Consider the following 23672-nt stretch of genomic DNA (forward strand, 5'->3'; position numbering starts at 1 on the left):
TGTTCCAAATTTATATCAAAATTTTCAAATACGTTCTGTTAATTTTAATTTTGCAGGAAATTTGAAGATATGGATACAAGAAGAAACTTAATATTAATTTTAGCATCGGTTGGGACGTTTGTAGAGGCTTTGGATATTGCCATTATTAATTTAACGATTCCTTCTATTCAGGAGCAGTTTCACATTGGGGCAGAAACTGTTCAGTGGCTGCAGACGCTTTATGTGCTGTTTTTCGGAGGATTTCTTATTATTGGCGGAAAACTTTCTGATCAGATGGGAAGAAAGAAAATGTTTCTTTTGGGAGCTTTGATCTTTATGCTGACCTCGCTGGGAGCGGGATTGTCCGGAAGTTTTGAAACATTGGCGGTGTTCCGTGCCTTACAGGGATTGGGTGCCGCTTTTGTAATGCCATCCGCTTTGTCTATTGTCACCAATACCTTTAGAGGTGAGCAGGAGCGAAACCGTGCGATAGGAATCTTCAGTTCCTTTGCGGCAATCGGGTCAGGAAGCGGTCTTTCTGTAGGTGGAATTATCAGTACTTATCTAAGCTGGCATTGGGTATTTTTGATCAATGTTCCGATTCTTTTGATTACCCTGATATTGTCTTATTATTATTTACCTGTGGACGAGAAAAACGAAACGGTGCAGAAAACAGATACGATTTCAGGGATACTAATGGTTTTAGGGCTCCTAAGTTTAACCTACGGAACACACGAGCTGGTTTATATTAAAGAACAGCCTTTCCTTGTAGTAGGTTCTCTGGGAGTTGCCATACTGCTGTTAATTATGGTATTCTACCGGTTGAGATCTGTAGCACAGCCGTTGATTGATTTAAAATTGTTCAGACATCAGTCACTGGTGGTTTCCAATGCAGCCTTTTTTACCCTTGGAGCTTTTTTTATAGGATTTTTATTTCTGATTTCATTAATGCTTCAGAAAGATATGGGATATAGTGCAGCTTCTGCAGGATTGATGCTGGTACCGTTCAGTATTATGTCTGCTTTGACAGCTAAGTTTATCTTACCTCAGGTTTCAAAAAGATTAAATCCTTCGCAGATAGGTGTTTTAGGATGGCTGTTTATGCTGACCGGAGGATTGCTGCTGTTGATTTCCGTTTACTTAGGACATCCGTTAACGGTAGTGTTGCTGGGAGCAGCATGTATTTCAGGAATAGGAATGACATTCTGTTTTACGGCACTTTCAGTGATGGGAATTCAGGATGTTGAACCTGCAAATTACGGACTGGCATCAAGTTTGAGTTCTACAAGTTACTTTCTGGGAGCCGGAATAGGATTGTCATTCATGACATTGATGAGTCAGATTTTTCCGTCAGAATTTGCGGTGGGAAGCCTGAATCTAATTATTCTGATAGGTTATGCTGTTTTGGCGCTGGGTATGTTATTCTATTTTATATGGAAAAGCTTAAAAGTGAAACGTGGAGAAATAGCTGTTTCATCATAAGCGACCTTAAAATTACACAAACTATATGACAAAAGAATCGGTGCTTAGGTGCCGGTTCTTTTTTTTGGCCTTTTCACTTCTCTTAATTATTTTTACTCCATGAAAATACAGATCATTAGCGATCTCCATCGGGAATTCGGATCCTCGGAATTGTGTTTTAGTCAGGCAGATGTAGTTGTACTGGCCGGAGATGTGAATCTGGGAATAAAAGGAATAGAATGGATCAGGTCTAAAATCCCGGATAAACCAGTGATTTACGTTTTGGGGAATCATGAATATTATAAAGGAGCATATCCTAAAACACTTCATAAAATTCAGGAAGCAGCGCAGGGTTCAATGATTTTTGTGTTGGAAAATTCCTTTGTGGATATTGATGGCATCCGTTTTCACGGGGCAACATTATGGACTGATTTTTCCATTTTTGGAAATGCAATGAAATATGGTATGATTTGCCAGCCTGAAATGAATGATTATAAAATGATCAGACGTGATCCTTCCTATTCCAGGATGAGAACAATAGATACTTTTAAAATTCATCAGTTTTCAAAATTATGGCTAAAAGAAAGTCTTGAAGATTCAAAAGAACTTAAAAATATAGTGGTCACTCACCATGCTCCAAGCATCCGGTCTGTTCCTGAGGAGTATAAAGAAGATCCGTTGACTGCTGCTTATGCTTCCGACCTTGAAGATCTTATTATGGAGCATCAGCCGTTATACTGGATTCACGGGCATATTCATACTCCTTGCGGGTATCAAATCGGAAAGACAAAAGTGATCTGTAATCCTCACGGTTATATTGATGAAAAATATAATGGACATGATAAGAAATTAATTGTAGAGGTGTAAAATACCTAAGGTCGAAGCAATCATAGTAAAACTGGCAGCGATGTTTTTCCATTTTCACTACCTTCGCACCTCTTAATGTATTTTTTCATGGCAAAGAAATCTCTTCGGGAACCTGATTTCGTTTCACAGTTGGCTTTTGATGAAGTTTTGAAGCAGGTAGAATTCGACCTTAGAATTAAAGAATTTGTAGTGATGGAAATTGACCGGGCCAATTATATCATCAAACCCAATATGCCCTACCGTTCAGATTATTTCTGTATTTTTCTGGTACAGGAAGGGAGTGTTGATATCAGACTTGATGACAAAAGTTATGAGGTTTTTAAAGGAGATGTGATTTTTTGCCCGATTCTTGAAACTTTCTGGCTGAATAGGATCGCGGAAAATTATAAAGCTAAATATATTTTCTTTTCTGTTGATTTTATTTCTCAGGCAGGCTTTAATTACAAATCCAATAATGTCCTGAAAAGCTTATCTTCAGATCCTACCCATATCATTAGAAATGAACCGGATATATACCGGAAACTTAATTTTCACCTTGACGAATTAAAGGTATTGAACAATACAGAAAAAGATAATTATTATTTTAATGAAATGATATGGCACCACTTTTCACTGGTCATCTATGAAATTGATAATTATTTCAAAAAAATAGAAAAACCCCATTCGGTAACCCACCGGGAAGATGAGCTGACCACCAGTTTCTTTCAGTTTGTTCAGAAACATTTTAAAGAAGAGCATCATGTTCAGTTCTATGCTGATAAGTTATGCATCAGCCGTAAATACCTGACAAAAGTGATTAATAAAACCATGTTCAAATCCCCGCGGGATATTATCCATCAGGTGTTAGCTGTAGAAGCGAGATTGTTGCTCAAAAATCCTAATCTTAATATCAATGAGGTGGCTTTACAGCTTAAATTTTCCGATCAGGCTTCTTTCAGTAAGTTCTTTAAAAAACATACGGGAAGAGCTCCGCTGGAATACAGGAAAGATGATTTGTATTGATAACGTGGCAGTTGTGTTTTTAGGTGTCTTTTTGCTAAATTTATAGCATAGTCTTGATTTAAAGTTTGTATATCTATCATTTATATAGCCTATAAATGATATTTCTCATGTTTTTAGAAATAAGGAGTCTTTTTGACAAAACAAGGGGTTTTTTGAATATTTCCGGTGAATTTTTTTCGTTCGAATTTTGTGCGGAAATTTAAAAGGAATATTGTTATGCAAAGATTTTTTATTCAGAAATCAACCCTGCTTTTCCTCTCGCTCATCGTGCTGACGGGATGTAGGAAAAATAATCAAAATCAGGCTTATCAACAGCAGGCACCGGAACTTCCTGTAGCGACAGTGAAGCAGGGTGATGCCTCTGTTTCCAGAGAATATGCAGCTTCTGTAGAGGGAGTTTCCAACGTGGAAATCAGACCTCAGGTAACAGGATATTTAAGTAAAATCTTTGTGGATGAAGGAGATTATGTGAGAGCAGGTCAGCCTTTATTTAAAATTGAAGATCAGGTATTCCGTGAACAGCTGAAAAGCGCTCAGGCAGCTTTGATTACTGCTCAGGCTAATCTCTCTGCTTCGAAAATTGACCTGGACAGGAAAAAAGAGCTCTTCAGAAATAAAATGGTTTCCGATATTCAGGTGAAAGAAGCGGAAGCGTCGTATAATGCAGCAAGAGGAGCCGTAAGCCAGTCGGTTTCTGCGATTGAATCAGCAAAGATCAATCTTAATTTTTCTACAATTAAAGCTCCTGTAAGTGGATTTATCGGAAGATTTAGTTACCGTCTGGGAAGTTTGCTGACACCTGGAAATCAGGACCCGATTACATTATTGTCGGACATCCATCAGGTGTATACCTATTTCAGCTTAAGCGAAAATGACTTTAATAATTTTCAGAAGCAGTATGTTGGAAGCAGTATTGATGAGGTGATCAAAAATACACCTGCTGTTTCACTGTTGTTATCAGGAGGTGATAAATACGCGGAAACAGGAAAAATTGATGCGGTAGAAGGACAGTTTAACAAAACAACAGGATCTATTACTTTAAGAGCAAAGTTCAACAATCCGAATAACGTATTGCGAAGCGGAAACACAGGAAAAATAGTGCTGAATCAGTTTTATGGCAATGTTATTTTACTTCCGGTAGCTTCTACAAGAACCATTCAGGATAAAGTTTTCGTGTTTACGATTAAGGATGGAAAAGCGGCTATGCTGCCCATTGAAATTGACGGGAAAGCCGGAGATCATTTCATTGTGTCCAAAGGGCTTAAAGCAGGAGACGAATATATCACTACCGGTTTTGACAGGCTTCAGCCCGGAACTCCTGTGGTGGCTCAGAAGAAGAATGCCCAACAGAAAAAATCGTAAGAAGAAATCATGCTAAAGAAAATTATAAAAAGACCCGTACTGGCAACAGTTATTTCCGTATTGCTTGTCATTCTCGGAATTGTCGGCATGGTCAGTCTGCCAATTACTAAATTTCCTGATATCGCACCGCCTACCGTTATGGTAACCGCTGTTTATCCGGGAGCGAATGCTGAAACAATTGCAAGGTCTGTGGCTCCGCCATTGGAAAATGCAATTAACGGAGTGGAAAATATGGATTATATTACTTCCACAGCCAGTAATGACGGAACACTGAGTATAACGGTGATCTTTAAACTGGGAACAAATCCGGATCAGGCTGCTATCAATGTTCAGAACAGGGTAGCACAGGTGACCAACCAGCTTCCTGCCGAAGTTATTCAGGCCGGAATCACCACGGTAAAAAGACAGAACAGTATGATTGCCATGGTTTCGCTGACAAGTAAAGACGGCTCTATGAGTGATCTTTTCCTGGAAAATTATGCCAAAATTAATATCGTTCCGGAACTGAAGAGGGTAAAAGGAGTAGGAGATGCCATGGTGTATGGAAATAAAGATTATTCCATGCGTATCTGGCTGGATCCTAATAAACTGACATCCTATAATCTGACACCCTCTGATGTGTCCCGTGCCATTCAGACTCAAAACCTTGAAGCGGCGCCGGGAAGATTCGGGGAAAGAAGTAAAGAGGCGATGGAGTACGTACTTCGTTACAAAGGTAAATTTACGGAACCGGAACAGTATGAAAATATTACTATAAAAGCACTTAGCGACGGTTCTGTTTTAAAATTAAAGGATGTTGCAAAAGTAGAATTTGGTGCTTACAGTTACACGGTTTCTTCCAATTTCAATAAAAAGGCTTCTGTAACAATGGCGATTTTCCAGATGGCAGGATCGAATGCCAATGAGGTACAGATTGCGCTTCAGGAAAGAATGAAAGAACTTGAAAAATCTTTCCCTGCAGGGATGGATTATGAAATTCCTTATGCTACAAAAGAAGCATTGGATCAGTCTATCGAACAGGTAATCCATACGTTGATCGAAGCATTTATCCTTGTGTTTATCGTGGTTTATATTTTCCTTCAGGATTTCCGTTCCACGCTGATCCCGGCCATTGCAGTTCCGGTATCTATTGTAGGTACATTCTTCTTTATGAAGGTTTTCGGTTTTTCTATTAATATCCTGACTTTGTTTGCTCTTGTCCTCGCTATAGGTATTGTGGTGGATGATGCGATTGTGGTGGTGGAAGCAGTTCATGCCAAAATGGAACATAAAAAACTGAATGCAAGAGCCGCCACCATGTCTGCGATGAGTGAAATTACAGGAGCTATTGTTTCCATTACGCTGATCATGTCTGCGGTATTCGTTCCGGTAGCCTTTATGAGCGGTTCTACAGGGTTGTTTTATCAGCAGTTTGCTTTGACACTGGCTATTGCAATCGTTATTTCAGCTGTAAATGCACTGACACTGAGCCCGGCTTTATGTGCTTTATTTTTAAAACAGCATCATGGCGGAGCTCATGAAAAAATGAATTTCAAAGACCGTTTTTTTGCGGGATTTAATGCCGGTTTTAATAAACTGACATTCCGATATGGAAAGGCTATTTTGTTTCTGCTGAAAAGAAAATGGATCGCATTGATTCTGATTGTAGCTTTCGGAGGCTTATTCGCGTGGATGTCTATGACAACACCTAAAGGATTTATTCCGGATGAAGATCAGAGTTTTATCATTGTAACGGCAAATCTGGCTCCGGGAGCTTCAAAAGACAGAACCTCAAAAGTAGTTTCCGATACGGAAGATCTTTTAATGAAAAATCCTGCCGTGGAAAAAGTAATTTCAGTAGACGGACTGAATCTTTTCAGTGGGTCCATGTCATCATCGGCAGCTTCTATTTTCGTCAAATTAAAAAAAGGAGGTGAGAGAGGGCCGGTGAGTAACATCAATGATATTATCGGACAGACCCAGGGAATGCTTTCTAAGGATAAAAGAGCCAACTTCCTTGTTATCAATACTCCGACCGTAGACGGTTTCGGGAATACAAGCGGAATGGAACTGGTTCTTCAGGACCGTACCAACGGGGAATTGCAGAATCTGGGAAATATTTCTTACGGAATGATGGGAGCCCTGATGCAAAGACCGGAAGTTGCCGTGGCATTTACAACATTTGACGTTACCTACCCGCAATTCGAAGTACTTGTAGATGAGGTGAAATCTGCCCAGCTTGGAGTGAATGTTTCTGATGTGCTCGGTGTCATGCAGGGATATTACGGAAGTATTCAGGCTTCAGATTTCAACAGATTCGGAAAATATTACAGAGTATTGGTACAGTCTACTCCTGAAACAAGACAGGATAAGGAATCACTGAACGGAATTTTCGTTAAAAACAACTTGGGACAGATGGTTCCTGTGAATACACTGGTAAGCCTGAAGCAGGTAACGGGGGCGGAAGTGGTAGACCGTTTCAACCTGTTCAACTCATCCAATTTAACTGTTATGGCAGCACCGGGATACAGTACAGGACAGGCTATGGCCGCAATTGATGAAGTAAGTAAGCAGGTGCTTCCTCCGGGATATACTTATGATTATAAGGGAATGAGCCGTGAGGAGGCAGGATCCAGCTCGCAGTCGGTGATGATTTTCGGATTATGTATCGTATTTGTGTTCTTCCTGTTATCGGCGCAGTATGAAAGTTATATTCTTCCATTAGCGGTACTGATCGCGATTCCGGTAGGATTATCGGGAGTATTTGTAGGAATCACATTCGCTGACCTTTCGAATAATATTTATGTTCAGATTGCTCTGGTGATGTTAATCGGGCTTCTGGCTAAGAATGGTATTCTGATTGTGGAATTTGCTATACAGAGACGTAGAGCGGGCAAAAGCCTCATCGCTTCTGCTGTTGAAGGGGCCAAAGCCCGTTTACGTCCTATTTTGATGACTTCCTTAGCATTTATTACCGGGCTGATTCCGCTGATATTTGTGGTAGGGCCGTCTGCATTGGGTAACCATTCTATCGGATATGCTGCCATTTCGGGGATGTTTTTCGGAACTGTTCTGGGAATTTTTGTAGTCCCTGTACTGTTTGTCGTGTTCCAGGCTTTGCATGAAAAAATAAACGGCAGAGTGGTAACAGAAGCGGATTGGGAATATTAATTTCAAACGATTTTAAAAATGAAAATTAAAAATATAGCCTATATAGCATTCATTTCAGGAATAGCAGTTTCCTGTAAAGTTCAGCAATATGAACAACCTGAAGTGAAAATGCCTGAAGCTTTCAGAGGTGACAGTATTGCTGTCGGGCAAAATGAAAATATAGCAAGGATCAGTTATAAAGATTTTTTCAAAGACCCTGTTTTAGTAAGACTGATTGATAAAGCGATGGTTCAGAATAATGATCTTCAGCTTGCTTTAAAACAGATTGAATTTGCTTCACTGGCTTATCATCAAAGTAAATGGGGGAATGTTCCCGTTATTTCTGCTGGTGCTAATGCCAATATCAACCGTCCTTCGGATAACAGTATGAACGGAATGATGGCCGGACAGTTCATGGGAAAACGGTATATGGAAGATTATACGGCTTCTGTGAATATTTCCTGGGAAGCTGATATCTGGGGGAAGATCAAAGGTAGGAAAGAACAGGCTCTGGCAGAATATCTTAAAACCCGGGAAGCGGCAAAAGCGGTGAAAACCCAGTTGGTAGCATCTGTCGTTCAGGGGTATTATAATCTGTTGATGCTGGATACTCAGCTGGAGATTACAAAATCAAACCTGACATATGCAGATCATACGTTAAAGTTTCTGACGAAACAACAGGAACTGGGATTAACTACGGCTTTAGCAGTACAACAACAGGAGATTGTAAAGGATCAGATCTTAAAAACCATTCCGGCCCTTGAAAGTTCTGTGGCCATACAGGAAAATGCACTGAGTATTTTAACCGGAATTATGCCCGGGAAAATTGAAAGAAGTGCAAGTTTGAATAGCGTGCAGTCTCCTGATCATATTTCGTTCGGGGTTCCTTCCGAATTGCTGAGCTACAGGCCTGATATCAAAAGCGCTGAATATGAAGTAAGGAAAAGTGCAGCTGCTATTCATATTGCCAAAATGAGTATGTATCCTTCACTGAACATTACAGCGCAGGGTGGAGTGAATGCTTTTCAGATCAGCAAATGGTTCAGTGTTCCCGGATCTCTTTTCGGAATGGTTGCCGGTGCTGTCGCACAGCCTATTCTAAATGGAAAACAACTGAAAACCCAGTATGAACAGTCTAAAGTTTTAGCTGATCAGGCCGAAATTAATTTTAAACAATCTGTTTTGAAAGCCGTGGGAGAGGTTTCCGATGCGTTGGTTCAGATCCAGAAGCTGGAAGAACAACAGAAAATAGCAGAAGGACTCGCGTTGAAATCTAATGAAGCGGTAAAAAAAGCGGATATGTTATTTAAATATAATTCGGCAACGTATGTGGAGGTGATTATCGCACAAACCAATAAGCTTCAGGCAGAATTGGAAGTGGCTTCTCTGAAAGCTCAAAGACTGAACGCAATTACGGCACTCTATCGATCTGTAGGTGGCGGATGGCAATAAAGTAAAATTAAACCTGCTTCGTCTGTAAGGATGCAGCAGGTTTTTAATCCATATCATTATGAAGAATACAAATATACAGGAGGGAATCATTCTTATTCCGGATTTCAGCGGATTTACAGAATTTGTGTTCAATACCAAACTTTATACAGGAGAATATATTGTCAGACAACTACTTTCTACATTGATTGATGTGAACGGTCATTATTTTGAGATTTCAGAAATTGAAGGTGATGCCATTCTGTTTTATCGTTATGACGAAAATCCTTCTTATCAGAGTATTTCAAAGATCCTTTTGAAAATGAGGAATGCCTTTAATCAAAAAATTGAAGAACTGAGCAAAAGTCTAAGCACCACTATAGATTTATCACTGAAATTTATTGTTCATTACGGAACCTTTTCACAATATAATATCGGAAGTTTCAGAAAATTATACGGAAAGACTATTGTAGAAGCTCATCAGCTTTTGAAAAACGGATTTGCAGAACAGCCTTCATATGCGTTATTCAGCAATTCTTTCTTAGAAAATACAAGTCATCAGGAAACTGATCACCATAAGGGAAGTCTTCGTCTCTCTGAAATAGGAGGTATTCATTATTTTGAAAATTTAAACTAGCATATTTTTTAATCCTTGTAAATTTGCTATTGCTAGGGGCCCGGGTGAGATCCGGGCTTTTTTATGAATATGAATCCGGGAATTTATAATTTTTTTGAAATGTTTTTTTATTGGAAATAAATGAAGCATTTCTCTTATTTGTTGCGAATTATATTTAAATAAGTTTGTTTTTTTAATCAGATGATATGTTTTTAACTTTTGTTAATAATTAATTTCCAAAACAACAGGCGCGTATCTTGTTGAAAATTAGAGATTTATTTTATTTTTTTCATTTTCTGGTGTAACAAATATGGAGAGATAGTGGTCTTATAGAATAAACTATAATTTCAAATGAGAACAATTTTATTTCCCATAGCATTATTAACAGGTTTCTTGTCTTTGGCGCAGACTCAGGCTGTAAAAGACACTGTTAAGCAGAAAGAAATTGAGGCCGTTACTCTGGTTGCCAGAAAACCAACGGTAGAATCCAAGGTAGACAGAACGGTATTTAATGTGGCAAACAGTGCTATTCTTGCAGGAAATACAACCTGGGATGTTTTAAGAATGACTCCATTGGTAAGTATTGACAATAATGATGCGGTAAAAGCGGAAGGGCAGACGGTAACTGTTTATATCAATGATAGAAAATCCGTTTTTACAGGTAAAGAACTAAAAGAATATCTTAAAACAATTCCTGCGGATAACCTGATGAAGATTGAAGTAATTACAAGTCCTTCTTCACGCTATGAAACGTCCGGATCTGTAATTAATATCGTCTTGAAAAAGAGAGACGACGAAGGCATGAAAGGAAGTATCTCCCTGAATAACAGACAGAGTACAAAAAATTCACAATACACCAATTTTAACCTGAATTATCATAAAAAACGCTTTACACAGACCCTGATCGGAAGTTATAATAACGGAGATTATGTACAGAAAAACGAAATAGTGAATACCCGTTATGAAAATAATAAGGTATCGCAGCTTAGCCTGGAAACGGAAACGAGAAATGAAAGCCCTTCGCTTTCCTCTACATCGGAATTTGAACTCAATGACAAAAATAATGTGGGACTTGTTCTTGAATATTTCCAAAACCGTAACCTTTCTTATGGTGAATCCACTGGAATGGATTCTGAAAACGGAAATCTTGTGGACTCTTTCCGTCAAACCCAAAATACGTGGGGATTCAGTCGTACATTAGGAAGCAATATCTTCTACAAGTATTATGATAAAGAGAAAAACAGAATTTTAGACATCAATCTGGGAACCAATTACACAGGAAGCGATAATGATAATCTCATTAATAAAGTAGGAATAAACAATATCCAGGAACTGGGAATTATCAGCAACAATCAAATGCGCAATTATTACCTGAAAGTAGATTATACCCAACCGTTAGGAAAATCAGGCGGAAGTATTGAAGTTGGAGGTAAAACGGAGTTTAACAATCATGTTATTCCCAATAGCCTTTACGGATCCAGTATGAATGATCCGAAGTCGGAATATTACAATCTGGCCCGAAATGACAGATTCCATTATGAAGATAATATCAGTTCACTGTACGCCAACTATAGCAAAACATTCTTCAAAAAACTGGAAACAAGAATAGGACTTCGATATGAATATATTGATTTAAAAGTACGTCAGGATGTGGCCGGTACGGAAAGAAGAGATGCTTACGGGACTTTCCTTCCCAACTTATTACTGAAATATACCTTTTCAGATAAATATGATGTGAGCTTTACCTACAACCGAAGTATCTGGAGACCATGGTACTCGGAATTCAACCCATTCCTTATCCCGGATATTAATGGAACCTATTCAAGAGGAAATCTAAACCTGAACCCCAATCCGAATGAAAGACTTTACCTGAAACTCGGATTCCTTAAAAAATATTTTATTTCCGCAAGATATATGTATACCAATCAGGACTACTGGACTACTTACGTAACTGAAAACGGAAGAACAGTTTCATTGCCCGGAAACTTCGACGGAAAAGTTCAGAAATATTACCTCTTTGCCAATACCAATCAGAATTTCCTGAAAAATAAACTGAATGTAAATCTAGGATTTGGATGGTATTATATTGATAATAAAGATTTCAATGAAAAGAATGATCTTAAAGGTAAAAATTATATCAGCTATTGGGGCGGTTCAGCGAATATCTCTTATACGAATCTTTTCAACAAGAATATCAATCTGAGCGCCTGGATGGAAATTGCCAATCAGAATAACGGAAATTCATATGCCAATAATACCAATGTTTTTCACAATATTTCTGTAACCAAAATCTTCCCTAAAACCCAGATGGAACTCAGCATGCAGCTTATGAATATATTCAAAAGACCCTATGCGGATAATACCACCTATAGTCCGGACGGAACATTCAGAGAATATTCGAAATGGGACTGGTACGGAGTTTCACTTACTTTTGTAAAACGCTTCGGAAATCAAAAAGTAAAAGAAAATACAAAAACCGATGCTGAGAAAAACTCAGGGGGAGGTGGAAAATAAAACCTCTTTATAGGATCGTAAAAAAATCAGGTTTCGTTGGAACCTGATTTTTTTATTATACAGAGACATCGTTTAATACAAAGTTTAAATAATGATAGATAAGTAAGTTTCCTGATTTAAAAAGAAAACCAGATATACAATAAAAAAGCAGGTTTCAAAGGAAACCTGCTTCACATATTTCTACAAACTAATTGATAGAAGTTGAAATCCCCGTCATACTTTTCCTCTTCATTCTCCCAACTTCAAGTCTAAACTATTTCAGGGTAAATTTAACCTTCGTTTTAATAGCATCTGAGGAATTTCCGATTAATGCTTCAAAATCTCCCGGTTCAGCCACCCACTCATGTTGAGCAGCATCAAAATAACTTAATGCAGTTTTATCTATAGTGAAAGTGATCTCTTTTTGTTCTCCCGGATTTAAATATACTTTTTCAAAGCCTTTCAGCTCTTTAAGAGGGCGGGGAACAGATGATTTTAAATCACTGATATAAAGCTGGGCTACTTCTGCTCCTGCTTTTTTTCCTGTATTTTTAACGGTTACCGTAAAAGTAATGGTATCATTCTGGGAGAGCGTTGTTTTATCAGATTTTGCTTTTCCAAATTCAAAAGTAGTATAGCTCAATCCATGACCAAAACTGAAAAGAGGTTTAATATTTTTAGTATCATGCCAACGGTAGCCTACAAAAATTCCTTCGTTATAGGTAATATTGATCGGGTTTTTCTGATCTTTTCCTTTTCCGGCTGCCAGTTCATCTTTTTGTCCCGGATATTCTCCAAGCTGATGAGCAGAATTATCTTCAAGTTTTACAGGGAATGTAAAAGGAAGTTTCCCCGAAGGATTAGAGTCTCCGGCTAAGACAGAAGCAATAGAATTACCAGCTTCCGAACCTAGATACCAGGCCTGTACAACTGTTGGAACTTCTTTGATCCATGGCATAGCTACCGCATTTCCGGATACGAGTACGACAGCCAGATTTTTATTGGCTCTGGCTAATGCAGAAATGACCTGATCCTGTTGATAAGGTAAGCCATAGCTTTTTCTGTCATTGCCTTCACTATCCTGGAAGTCTGCTTTATTGAGCCCTCCGACAAAAATCACATAGTCCGATTTCTTAGCCAGTTCTACCGCTTCATTCAGTAATTCTGCTTCCGAACGGGTATCTTTAAGGTCCTGTCCGGATTTTACGCCATTATATTCTCCGCCGATATCACCCACATAACCTCTGGCGTACTGTACATCGGCCTGTTTTCCGAATCTGGATTTGATGCCGTCTAAGGGAAGGGTTTCATATTTTACTTTTAATGAAGATGAACCACCACCAACAGTCATTATTTTAATGGCATTTTCACCAATAACCGCTATTTTTTTTGCTTTACTAAGGTCAATAGGAAGTACATTGCCCTGATTTTTCAGTAAAACAATTCCTTCTTCTCCAATTTCTTTAGCGATGGCTTTATGTTCTTCAGAAGCAATATTTCCAAAAGGCTTATTTCGGTTCATCGTGGTTTTATAGGCCAGACGAAGTAATCGGGTTACCTTATCATCAAGTTCTGTAGTGCCTGCTTTTCCGGATTTGATTAAATCAAGATAAGGCTTGGCCAGGAAATAATTATCATAGGCATTTTTGGTTCCTGCAGAAAGCCCGTTGGTCCAGGTTCCGAATTCAAGATCCAACCCATTATGGATGGCTTGTTCCGTATTACTGACCGCTCCCCAGTCGGATACCACCACTCCTTTGTATTTCCATTCTTTTTTCAGAATATCGTTCAAAAGATATTGATTCTGACTTGCATACTGACCTTTGTACATATCGTAAGCTCCCATAATAGTCCATGAATCTCCTTCCGTTACAGCTGCTTTGAATGGCGGAAGATAAATTTCGTAAAGCGTTCTGTCATCTACATTTACATTGCTTGTATGGCGGAACATTTCCTGATTATTCAGTGCAAAATGCTTTACGGAAGTGGCTACACCATTGGATTGTACACCTTTAATATAAGGAACCACCATTTTTGAAGTCAGATAAGGATCTTCTCCCATATATTCAAAATTTCTTCCGTTCAGTGGAGTTCTGTAAATATTGACTCCGGGCCCGAGAAGAATATCTTTTTTTCTGTAGCGGGCTTCTTCACCTAAAGCTTTACCGTAATTCCACGACATTTTTTTATTCCAGGTTGCGGATAAAGCAGTCAGGGCAGGGTAGGCGATAATAGAATCATTGGTCCATCCGGCCTGATCCCACTCGTCCCACATCACTTCGGGTCTTACTCCGTGAGGGCCGTCGGTTGTCCAGAATTCCGGAATCCCTAATCTTGGAACACCGGGTGAACTGAATTTTGACTGAGCATGCAGCATAGCCACTTTTTCTTCCAGAGTCATTCTGGAAAGCGCATCCTGAATACGTTGTTCTACAGGTTTTGTTTCATCTAAATAAACGGGTAGCGTATTATTTGTTTGGGCCATATAAGAAACAGAAATAAAGGTGAATAAACTTACAATGGCGGTTTTCTTTAACATAATGCCTTTTTATTTGATTGTAAGCAAAAATAGCTAAAATTTTTTTATTATCTCAAATTGAGAAAATAAAATTAGGTCTGTAAAAAAACTGCCTCCGGATTTGGAGAGCAGTTTGTATGTCATTTCAATACCAGAAATTAAAAGTAATAAGAACTCATCCGTACTACCATCCTTTCACAGCACCTCCTTTGAAAATCTCTTTGGCTTTCTTTTCTACAGCGTCAGATTCGTAAGCTTTAACGAAGTTTTTTACTTTCTGACTGTTTTTGTTGTCCTGTCTCGCTACTACTACATTCACATAAGGAGAATCTTTATCTTCTTTAAAAATACCTTCTTTCTCTGAATCTAGCCCTGCCTGCGCTGCAAAATTATTATTGATGATGCCTACAACAACATCTCTGTCATCCAAAACTCTGGGAATCTGGGCGCCTTCAATTTCCATAATTTTTAGTTGCTTTGGATTTTCTGTAATATCAGTTACCTTTGGAAGAAGCCCCACATTTGCCTTTAACTTCAATAAGCCGCTTTTTTGCAACAGTAACAGAGAGCGGCCTCCGTTGGTAGGGTCATTAGGAATTACAATGGTGTTTCCTTCCTGCAGCTGGCTGATATTTTTTATTTTTTTTGAATAGGCAATAATAGGATATACAAAAGTATTTCCAACAACGGCCAGATGATAACCTCTTTGTTTGGATTGTTCCGTTAAGTAGGGAACATGCTGGAAAGCATTGGCATCAATATCTCCGTTTGTTAAAGCTTCATTAGGTACCACATAATCATTGAAAGGAATAAGTTCCACTTCAAGATTATATTTTTCTTTAGCAACCTTCTTAGCCACTTCGGCAATTTCCTGCTCAGGACCATAAGTAATTCCTACTCTGATAAAGTTGGGATCATCTTTTCTTCCTGAACATGACGTGAACAGGAGTATTCCGGAAACAAACAGTCCTATGATTTTTATTTTTTTCATTGAGTCTATTTATAAATTTAGCCATAAAAATTAAGCTGTCGGCCGTTTTTTCTTATACTTTTATCTTCTTATCCTCACTATCTGTGATCAAAATGCTTAGATAATCTGTCTCCGGCAAACTGTATGATGAATACTAAAAGAACCAGTAATATCAAAACGGTATTCATGATAACAATGTCGTAGCCAATATATCCGTATTGGTAGCCTACCTGTCCCAGTCCACCTGCACCTACAGCTCCACCCATTGCAGAATATCCTACCAAAGTGATCAGAGTAATCGTTGCATTATTGATCAATGAAGGAAGAGCTTCCGGAAGCAATACTTTTCTGATGATCTGAAAAGGCGAAGCTCCTAAAGCTCTGGCTGTTTCAATTAAACCATGCGGAACTTCAATAAGACTGTTTTCCACCAGTCTTGCAATAAACGGAGCTGCTCCGACACTTAGCGGTACCAGTGCCGCATTTACTCCTATGGACGTTCCCGCTAAAACTCGGGTAAAAGGTATCATCCAGACAATTAAAATAATGAAAGGGATTGCACGGAAAATATTAACCAGTATAGAAAGTAATCTATAATAAAAAGTATTTTCCAGCAGTTGTCCTTTTCTTGTTAAAAACAACATAATTCCTACAGGAAGTCCCAAAACAAATCCAAAAAATCCTGACACAAATGTCATATAGACTGTTTCCCACGTTCCTTTTGCCAAAAGGGCAATTACCGTATCACTAAGCATATCCTTTTACTGTATTTTGAATTTTATTTTGATTGAAATAATAAAGGGCCTGTTCGTTGTCTTCCGTTTTTCCCTGAAGATGCAACAATAGCTTTCCAAAATTAGCATTTCCAAAATATTCTACATCAGCCTTTAAAAGCTTGTACGGGATTTTATATTGATTATTTAGGGTTGAAAGAAGTTGTTCAACACTGATGTTTTCATTAAGTTCTATTTCGACCAAAGGAAATAAACCTTCCTGTGGTTCTTTCCGAAGTCTGCTATTGAATTCCTGTGGCAGGGTCATGATATCTGAATTTATAAATTGCCGGATAACAGGGTTTTCTTTATCCGAAATAATCTCACTGAGTGTTCCTTTTGTTAATAACTTTCCTTTATCGATCACAGCAACATGATTGCATACCGCTTTGATCACTTCCATTTCGTGAGTGATCAGAAGAATGGTAATGCCCAGTCTCTGGTTGATATCTCGCAAAAGCTGCAGGATAGATTGTGTTGTAGCAGGGTCGAGGGCACTCGTCGCTTCATCACAAAGCAGAAGATGAGGATCATTGGCTAATGCCCTTGCAATGGCCACTCTTTGTTTCTGACCTCCGGAAAGACTTCTGGGATAATCCTGTGCTTTATCTTCAAGACCTACAATTTTCAAAAGCTCATTTACCTTTCTGTTGATCTGTTCTTTGCTGACCTGATCCAGCTCCAGAGGAAGCGCTATATTATCAAAAACAGTTCTTGAAGAAAGAAGATTAAAATGCTGGAAAATCATTCCTATCTTTTTGCGTTCTTCGGCAAGTTGCTTGCTATTTAATTGAGTAAAATCCTTTCCATTAATAACGACCTGTCCTTCATCCGGCCTTTCCAACAGATTTACCGTACGGATCAGGGTGCTTTTTCCTGCCCCGGAAAAACCAATGATTCCTACGATGTCGCCTTTTTCTATCCTAAGACTTATCTTGTCAAGCGCCTTAAAAGACTGTTTTTTCTGGTGGAATGTTTTCGATATATTTCTTATTTCTATCATTCTGTTCTTTTATACTATTAAATAGGCTGATATCCTTTGCCTGTTCTGTTTAAAAATCTTCTCAGTCTTCTGAGTTTTACTTTTGACCGCTTGGAAAGTCTGAAATACTTGGTGACATTGGTCAGAAGTACTCCCAGCAATATGATAAACAAACCGTATAGCTGACCTCCGTTGATACTCTGATTGGCAACAATCCAGCCTGCAATAACCGTAACAATCGGGTTAATGTAGGTATGGGTACTTACTAAAGCGGCAGGTTTTACAGACAAAAGCCAAATGTACGACAAATAAGCGACTATAGATCCAAAGAATATCAAAAACAAAACTCCCAGCCATGCCGATAAAGGAATGGCAGAAACTGAAAAACCTACCCATTCTTTTCTCACAGAAGCGATAAGAAATGATGCCAATCCTGCTACTATAAGCTGCTGTGCGATATTCATAAAAGTAGATTGAGAAGCCGGATTTTTCTTCGAATACAAGGACCCTAATACCCATGCAACAGAACTCAGACCTAATACCACAAAAGCTGTAATGCGAAGTTGTCCGTTTGCGGCGGTATGTGCAGCATTTGAGTTCACACTTCCTTTTAAAAACAGGACTAATCCCACAAAACCAATGACCAGACCTATCGGGATAAATTTATCTGAAAAATAATATTTCCAGTTTTTTCTGTCAATAGCAATAAACCAGAATGGCCCCGTTGCAATTGAAATAGCAGCTTCTGATGCGGTTACATATTGTTCTCCCCAGGCTACAAGTCCTGTTCCTCCGGTAAGAATTAAAATCCCGGTAATAGCATTCTTTTTCCAGTTAATCAGAGAATTGGCTTTTTCTCCTTTGGACAAAAGATACCCCATCATCATCATTCCTGCTACCAGAAATCTTAGTCCGGAAAGTATAAACGGCGGAAAACCTTTTAAGCCAAATGAAATCGCTAAAAACGTAATTCCCCATATTATATAGATGTTGGTAAATGCCAATGGAACCAGCCATTTGTTTTTAGAATTGTCCATTTTTATGTTTTTTTAAGTTGTTCTTGGTCAAATAAAAAAGGCTCTACACCTTGTAGAGCCTTTAAAAAATATGTCATATAAAAGTTAAGGTCATCTACAGTATTCTTGAAGTACAGGCATACAGATACACATCATCATGTTTTTGATGCTATGTTTCTTCATTGAATTATTTTTTAATTCGGCCTTCATTTTATTTTATTTCTTGAATACGTCTGCAAATATATAATATAATTCTTATTAGTCCACTAAAAAAGTAGGGTTTTTAAATATTAATTTATTGTTAATGATTTACTTTATTGAAAATCAATAGTTTGTTAGTTTTATTTTTCCTTTTTAAAACTGTTTCTTTTAGGTGGATTTATTTTTGCCTTCCGTTTTTTCTTTTTTTTATCAAAAATTTAGGTTGTGAAAAAATGAAAATAATGTTATTTTTTTGAGAATAATATAAAGTTTTTGTTTTACGTAAGATATAGCAAAAAAGTCTTGTCATTCTAAATTAAAAATTAATCAATTTAAATATCTGTAAATCATATCTTTGAATCCGTGCTGTTTAAATTTAACTTAATTTATGACTAGACATTAATGATTAGTCATTAATTTTGAAATGTAAAAATTTATTAATTTTAAAAACAGTTATTATGAAACGTTTTGAAAACAAAGTTGCTTTTATTACCGGAGGGAACTCAGGAATTGGTAAGGCTGTGGCCGTATTGATGGCAAGAGAAGGAGCAAAAATTGTTATTGCTGATCTTAAAGAGAATAAGGAAACGCTGGAAGAAGTTCTTCAGGAAGGAACAGAGGTAAGATTTATTACCTGTGATGTTTCTAAACCTGAAGAAGTGGAAAAAGCGGTTCAGGAAACCGTAGATCATTTTGGAAGTCTCGATGTGGCTGTAAATAATGCAGGTATAGTAGACGCTTCTCCGGTTCATGAAAAGTCGATAGAAGAATGGCAGCGGGTTATCAATATCAATCTGAGTGGTGTTTTTTATGGCATGAAATATCAGATTGCCCAGATGAGAAACCAGAAAACAGGAGGTGCGGTGATTAATATGGGATCTATTATGAGCCAGGTTGCGGAGTTTGGAATAGGAGGTTATGCTTCTTCAAAACATGGCTTGGTAGGACTTACAAAAGTAGCTGCTCTGGAAAACGGAACCCATAATATACGCGTCAATGCAATTGGTCCCGGATATATAGAAACTCCTTTACTGATGGATAATGCAGCACAAAGCGAGGAATACAGATCCTATATGGAATCTAAACATGCCATGAAAAGATTAGGGAAACCTGAGGAAATTGCAAAAGCAGTCTTATTTTTGGCTTCAGATGATGCCAGTTTCTGTACAGGAGCTTATCTGCCTGTAGATGGAGGATATCTGCTACAATAATTATATAAAATAGAATGGAAAAAGATCTTCAAGAATTACCCATCCGCCGGAAACTCGGTATTATGATGGTAGAAACGTATAATAGCGTATATGAGCAGTCTCAGGAATTTTTTGCGGACTACGGGCTTACTTCACAGCAGTATAATGTGTTGTCTATTCTGCATGAGACGGGAACCCCTTTATCTACTTCAGACATTTTAAAAAAAATGCTGGAGAAAAATGCAGGTGTTTCCAGACTGGTGGACCGGTTAATTGCTAAAGATCTTGTAGAGAAAAATGTAAATCCGAATGATAAACGCCTGATCGATGTGAAGCTAACGGATAAAGGAGAGGTTTTATACACCAACGTTTCAAAGGAACTTTCAGGAGTAGATAAGGTATATGCTAATCTAACGGATGAAGAAACAGAAATGCTGATCAGGCTTTTATCAAAAATCGGGAAAATATAAAAACAGATCTCAATAATTCTAAAAATGCAGTGTTTAAAACTGAAATGAATTGAATAATATTTCTGATGATTGATGGTGTTTTGTTTATGCTGAAAAAAATAATTTTGTTTCATATAGATAAATTAAATAAATGTTGAGTAATTATTAATTTTTTTATTTGAAACGGGTTGTTTTATTAATGAAAACTTTAAAATCATTTTTTTAAATGAAAACAAATGAAATGGCTTCCGACGGAACGCCTCAAAATCATCAGAATCTTTCCGGAAGTATTTCTTACCGGAAAATTATCAGTGAGAAATTTGATAAGTGCTGTGGGAAAGAAAATGCCTTTTCTCTGTTTTTAATTGAAAAAGCCTCCGGAATACGCACTACAGACGGATACGAAAGAGAAGTACATGATGGTGAACTTCATTTTATATTTTCAGGACAGGAAAACAGCTGGGAACTGAAAAAAGAATCTCAAACGGAAATCGAGCAGATATGCATTCCGGATGTGGTATTTAATACATTTGGAAATTATTTAAAATATCCCTTTTCACATTATATTCAGATCGGTGGGATCAGCTTATCTGAGGAAAGTCTTGAAAAATTTAAATATGAATTTTCAAATATGTATAAAGAACTGCATGAAGGTAAAGAAGGACTACTAACCGCAGAGTTCAGGCTCAAAGTTATCATGCTGATGCTGAGTCGGGAAATTTATAAAATGCATTATGAGAAAAGGATGAATTCTGCCTGCCTTCTTTCACGGTTTATCACCCTTGTATTTGAATACTTCAGAGAAGAAAGATCCGTTAAATTTTATGCTGATAAACTGGCTGTTACAAACAATTATCTGAATGTTTTATGTACTAAGCATCTGGGAAGGACCGCCACAGGAATTATCAGTGGTGAGCTTCTGGCAGAAATAAAACAATATCTTATCGTTTCCAATATATCGGTAAAAGAACTGGCTATTCAGATGAATTTTAGTACGATAAACAGCTTTTATGCGTTCTTTAAGAAATACACCGGTATGACTCCCAAAGAATTCCAGAATACATATAAAGGAATTTCTGTGAAAGATACTGTTCCGGAAGATTTATAATCCTATTACCAACTAAAAATTCCATTAAAACTAAAAATTCTGAGAAATCACTCTTATTGTATCAATGAGAGAGGGGCTTTTTTGCCGTAAAATAATCTATTACAGGATGAAAAACAGACCGAAGATCAATACTATTCCGGACAGAAGTAATGGTGAAATCCGTGTACAACACATAGATGAGATCCAGAACAGACTGAAGATTTATCATGATGTTGTATATCATCATCTGAAAGGACTATGCGCTCTTCCGGATCCGATAAAGCACGACTTTTTTTCACTGATTCTGTTTGAGAAAGCAGAAGGTAAACATGTGATTGACGGGAGAGAATATCCGATAAAAGAAAAGCAGCTGCATATGATCTTTCCGGGACAGGTACATTACTGGGACTACAGCGGAACAACCAATATTTACCAGATATTTGTGAACGGGGAAATATTTGAGCGTTTGGAAGGATTTATGGAATTTCCTGTTTGGGTATATAAGAAAAAGCCTGTAATAAACCTGGATCCGAAAGAATTCCAGAGCCTGGTCCACGAATTTAAAGATATCGGGGATGAACTCAAATTTCCTTCACCGGTTATGAATGAAATTATTTATTCCAAAATGAAAATCATTGCCAGGAATATCTCCAGAGAAATACAAAAAAATGCTGAGTATCTTGATATTTATGAAAACCATCCCGTTCTTTTTGATTTTATGATTCTGCTTACCCAGGATTATAGGTTTCAAAGAACGAAAAAATACTATGCAGATCAATTGAGAGTGAATGCCAATTATTTAAATATCCTCTGCAAGAAATACTTTAATCATACGGCAACTGAAATTATACAAACACATACCGTAGAAAAAATCAGAGAAAGACTTGAAAAAACAGAAGACCAGCTGAAAGATATTGCTTTTGACTTCGGATTTCAGAATTATGGACACTTTTCAGGATTTATAAAAAAGTATACAGGTCTTACTCCTAAAAAAGTCAGAGAGCAATATACCGGTATCACAGAAAGAAAAACAAAAATATTACCGGATAAGAAAATATGTTGAGTTGATAATTTAAAAATTCTGTTGCTAGTAAAAAATTCAGCCATGTGCTGGATTTTTTGTATTTATTAAACTAGTTAAATGTACAGAAATTTCATTGGCTGTACCTTAGCTCTAAAATTAAAAAGATGGACAACAGAATATTAGGTCTGCATCATATTACAGCTATTGCAGACAATGCCAAAAGAAATCTGGATTTTTATACCAAAATTTTAGGAGTAAGACTGGTAAAGAAAACCGTAAACTTTGATGATCCCGGAACTTATCATTTTTATTTTGGAAATGAAAACGGAACACCGGGGACAATTCTGACTTTCTTTCCATGGGAAGGAATCGGGCCGGGAACTAACGGAAGCGGTATGGCAACCCATATCGGATATTCAGTCCCGAAAGGAAGTCTTGAATTTTGGAAAAACCGGTTGAAAAATTTGAATGTAACTATAGAAGAAGGTGAAATTTTTGGCGAAAAGATGATTTCCTTTAAAGATCCCGACGGTCTTCAGCTGCAATTTATAGAACCATCAGATGATGACAATCGAAAAGTATGGACAACAGACGATATTAAAGATGAATCTGCTTTAAAAGGATTTCATCATATCACTTTAACACTGAAAAAAGCAGACCCGACAATCAGCGTTTTAACAGATATTCTGGGATATGGTGTTCAAAAACAGGAGGGAGAAAGATACAGACTGGCAACGGATGCTATTGATACAGCTCATCTTGTAGATATTATTGAAAATGATAAAATCCCGACAGGCAGAAATGCTGCCGGTACCAATCACCATATCGCTTTCAGAGTAAAAGATGATAATGTTTTAATGGAATACCGCGAAAAAGTACTCTCTGCCGGACTAAGCATTACCCCGAAAATCAACAGAGATTATTTCTACTCCTTATATTTCCGTGAACCGGGAGGGGTGTTATTTGAAATTGCAACCGATAATCCGGGATTTACTGTTGATGAACCTCTGGAAGAATTAGGAACCCACCTGAAACTTCCTGTACAATACGAAAGAATGCGTGAAAAAATTGAAGGTGTATTGCCGAACTTATCATAGATCATTACCGAATACTGATAAAGGATGT

Annotated in this window: 18 protein-coding genes; 13 read left to right on the forward strand and 5 right to left on the reverse strand. The window is 37.7% G+C overall.

Going from position 1 to position 23672, the window contains the following annotated elements:
• The first annotated feature begins 69 nt into the window (after positions 1-69).
• The 8 genes from JO178_RS02000 to JO178_RS02035 all read left to right on the forward strand — a co-directional run bounded on the left by JO178_RS02000 (position 70) and on the right by JO178_RS02035 (position 12358).
• Complete coding sequence (locus JO178_RS02000) at positions 70-1461, forward strand: MFS transporter (protein ID WP_291930897.1); 1392 nt, start codon at positions 70-72, stop codon at positions 1459-1461.
• Positions 1462-1560: 99 nt separating this feature from the next.
• Complete coding sequence (locus JO178_RS02005; RefSeq protein ID WP_291930900.1) at positions 1561-2307, forward strand: metallophosphoesterase; 747 nt, start codon at positions 1561-1563, stop codon at positions 2305-2307.
• 87 nt (positions 2308-2394) lie between these two features.
• Positions 2395-3309 (forward strand): AraC family transcriptional regulator, encoded by a 915-nt coding sequence (locus JO178_RS02010; protein WP_291930902.1) that lies wholly within the window; start codon positions 2395-2397, stop codon positions 3307-3309.
• Positions 3310-3525: 216 nt separating this feature from the next.
• Positions 3526-4671 carry an efflux RND transporter periplasmic adaptor subunit gene (locus tag JO178_RS02015; RefSeq protein ID WP_291930904.1) on the forward strand — a complete coding sequence of 382 codons (1146 nt, stop codon included), beginning with the start codon at positions 3526-3528 and terminating at the stop codon, positions 4669-4671.
• A gap of 9 nt (positions 4672-4680) precedes the next feature.
• Positions 4681-7821, forward strand: coding sequence for an efflux RND transporter permease subunit (locus JO178_RS02020; RefSeq protein WP_291930906.1), 3141 nt, complete (start codon positions 4681-4683; stop codon positions 7819-7821).
• A gap of 18 nt (positions 7822-7839) precedes the next feature.
• On the forward strand, positions 7840-9252 hold the full coding sequence (locus JO178_RS02025) for an efflux transporter outer membrane subunit (protein ID WP_291930909.1): 1413 nt from the start codon (positions 7840-7842) through the stop codon (positions 9250-9252).
• Between the two features lie 58 nt (positions 9253-9310).
• A complete protein-coding gene (locus JO178_RS02030) occupies positions 9311-9865 on the forward strand; it encodes a DUF2652 domain-containing protein (RefSeq protein WP_291930911.1) in 555 nt (184 codons plus the stop codon).
• A gap of 330 nt (positions 9866-10195) precedes the next feature.
• On the forward strand, positions 10196-12358 hold the full coding sequence (locus tag JO178_RS02035; protein WP_291930913.1) for a TonB-dependent receptor: 2163 nt from the start codon (positions 10196-10198) through the stop codon (positions 12356-12358).
• Positions 12359-12611: 253 nt separating this feature from the next.
• Here JO178_RS02035 and JO178_RS02040 read toward each other — a convergent pair whose 3' ends face one another.
• The 5 genes from JO178_RS02040 to JO178_RS02060 all read right to left on the reverse strand — a co-directional run bounded on the left by JO178_RS02040 (position 12612) and on the right by JO178_RS02060 (position 18617).
• The gene (locus JO178_RS02040) at positions 12612-14876 is read right to left on the reverse strand and encodes a glycoside hydrolase family 3 C-terminal domain-containing protein (RefSeq protein WP_291930915.1); all 2265 of its coding nucleotides are present in this window, start codon (positions 14874-14876) and stop codon (positions 12612-12614) included.
• Between the two features lie 163 nt (positions 14877-15039).
• Complete coding sequence (metQ, locus tag JO178_RS02045; RefSeq protein ID WP_291930916.1) at positions 15040-15846, reverse strand: methionine ABC transporter substrate-binding lipoprotein MetQ; 807 nt, start codon at positions 15844-15846, stop codon at positions 15040-15042.
• Between the two features lie 77 nt (positions 15847-15923).
• Positions 15924-16580 (reverse strand): methionine ABC transporter permease MetI, encoded by a 657-nt coding sequence (gene metI, locus JO178_RS02050; protein ID WP_291930918.1) that lies wholly within the window; start codon positions 16578-16580, stop codon positions 15924-15926.
• Entirely contained in the window at positions 16573-17601 is a 1029-nt protein-coding gene (locus tag JO178_RS02055) for an ATP-binding cassette domain-containing protein (RefSeq protein ID WP_291930921.1), read from the reverse strand. The genes metI and JO178_RS02055 overlap by 8 nt, the downstream gene beginning before the upstream one ends.
• A 17-nt stretch (positions 17602-17618) precedes the next feature.
• Positions 17619-18617, reverse strand: a complete 999-nt coding sequence (locus JO178_RS02060; RefSeq protein ID WP_291930923.1) for an EamA family transporter — start codon at positions 18615-18617, stop codon at positions 17619-17621.
• Between the two features lie 638 nt (positions 18618-19255).
• Between JO178_RS02060 and JO178_RS02065 the strand changes: the two genes are divergently transcribed.
• The 5 genes from JO178_RS02065 to JO178_RS02085 all read left to right on the forward strand — a co-directional run bounded on the left by JO178_RS02065 (position 19256) and on the right by JO178_RS02085 (position 23644).
• The gene (locus tag JO178_RS02065; protein WP_291930925.1) at positions 19256-20008 is read left to right on the forward strand and encodes an SDR family NAD(P)-dependent oxidoreductase; all 753 of its coding nucleotides are present in this window, start codon (positions 19256-19258) and stop codon (positions 20006-20008) included.
• A gap of 14 nt (positions 20009-20022) precedes the next feature.
• Positions 20023-20457, forward strand: coding sequence for a MarR family transcriptional regulator (locus tag JO178_RS02070; protein WP_291930927.1), 435 nt, complete (start codon positions 20023-20025; stop codon positions 20455-20457).
• A gap of 205 nt (positions 20458-20662) precedes the next feature.
• Positions 20663-21544: a helix-turn-helix domain-containing protein gene (locus tag JO178_RS02075; protein ID WP_291930929.1), complete on the forward strand. Its 882-nt coding sequence runs from the start codon at positions 20663-20665 to the stop codon at positions 21542-21544.
• Between the two features lie 106 nt (positions 21545-21650).
• On the forward strand, positions 21651-22586 hold the full coding sequence (locus tag JO178_RS02080; RefSeq protein ID WP_291930930.1) for a helix-turn-helix transcriptional regulator: 936 nt from the start codon (positions 21651-21653) through the stop codon (positions 22584-22586).
• Positions 22587-22711: 125 nt separating this feature from the next.
• Positions 22712-23644, forward strand: a complete 933-nt coding sequence (locus tag JO178_RS02085) for a ring-cleaving dioxygenase (RefSeq protein WP_291930932.1) — start codon at positions 22712-22714, stop codon at positions 23642-23644.
• The last annotated feature ends 28 nt before the right edge of the window (positions 23645-23672 follow it).

The organism is Chryseobacterium sp. (assembly GCF_019236175.1).
Lineage (GTDB): Bacteria > Bacteroidota > Bacteroidia > Flavobacteriales > Weeksellaceae > Chryseobacterium.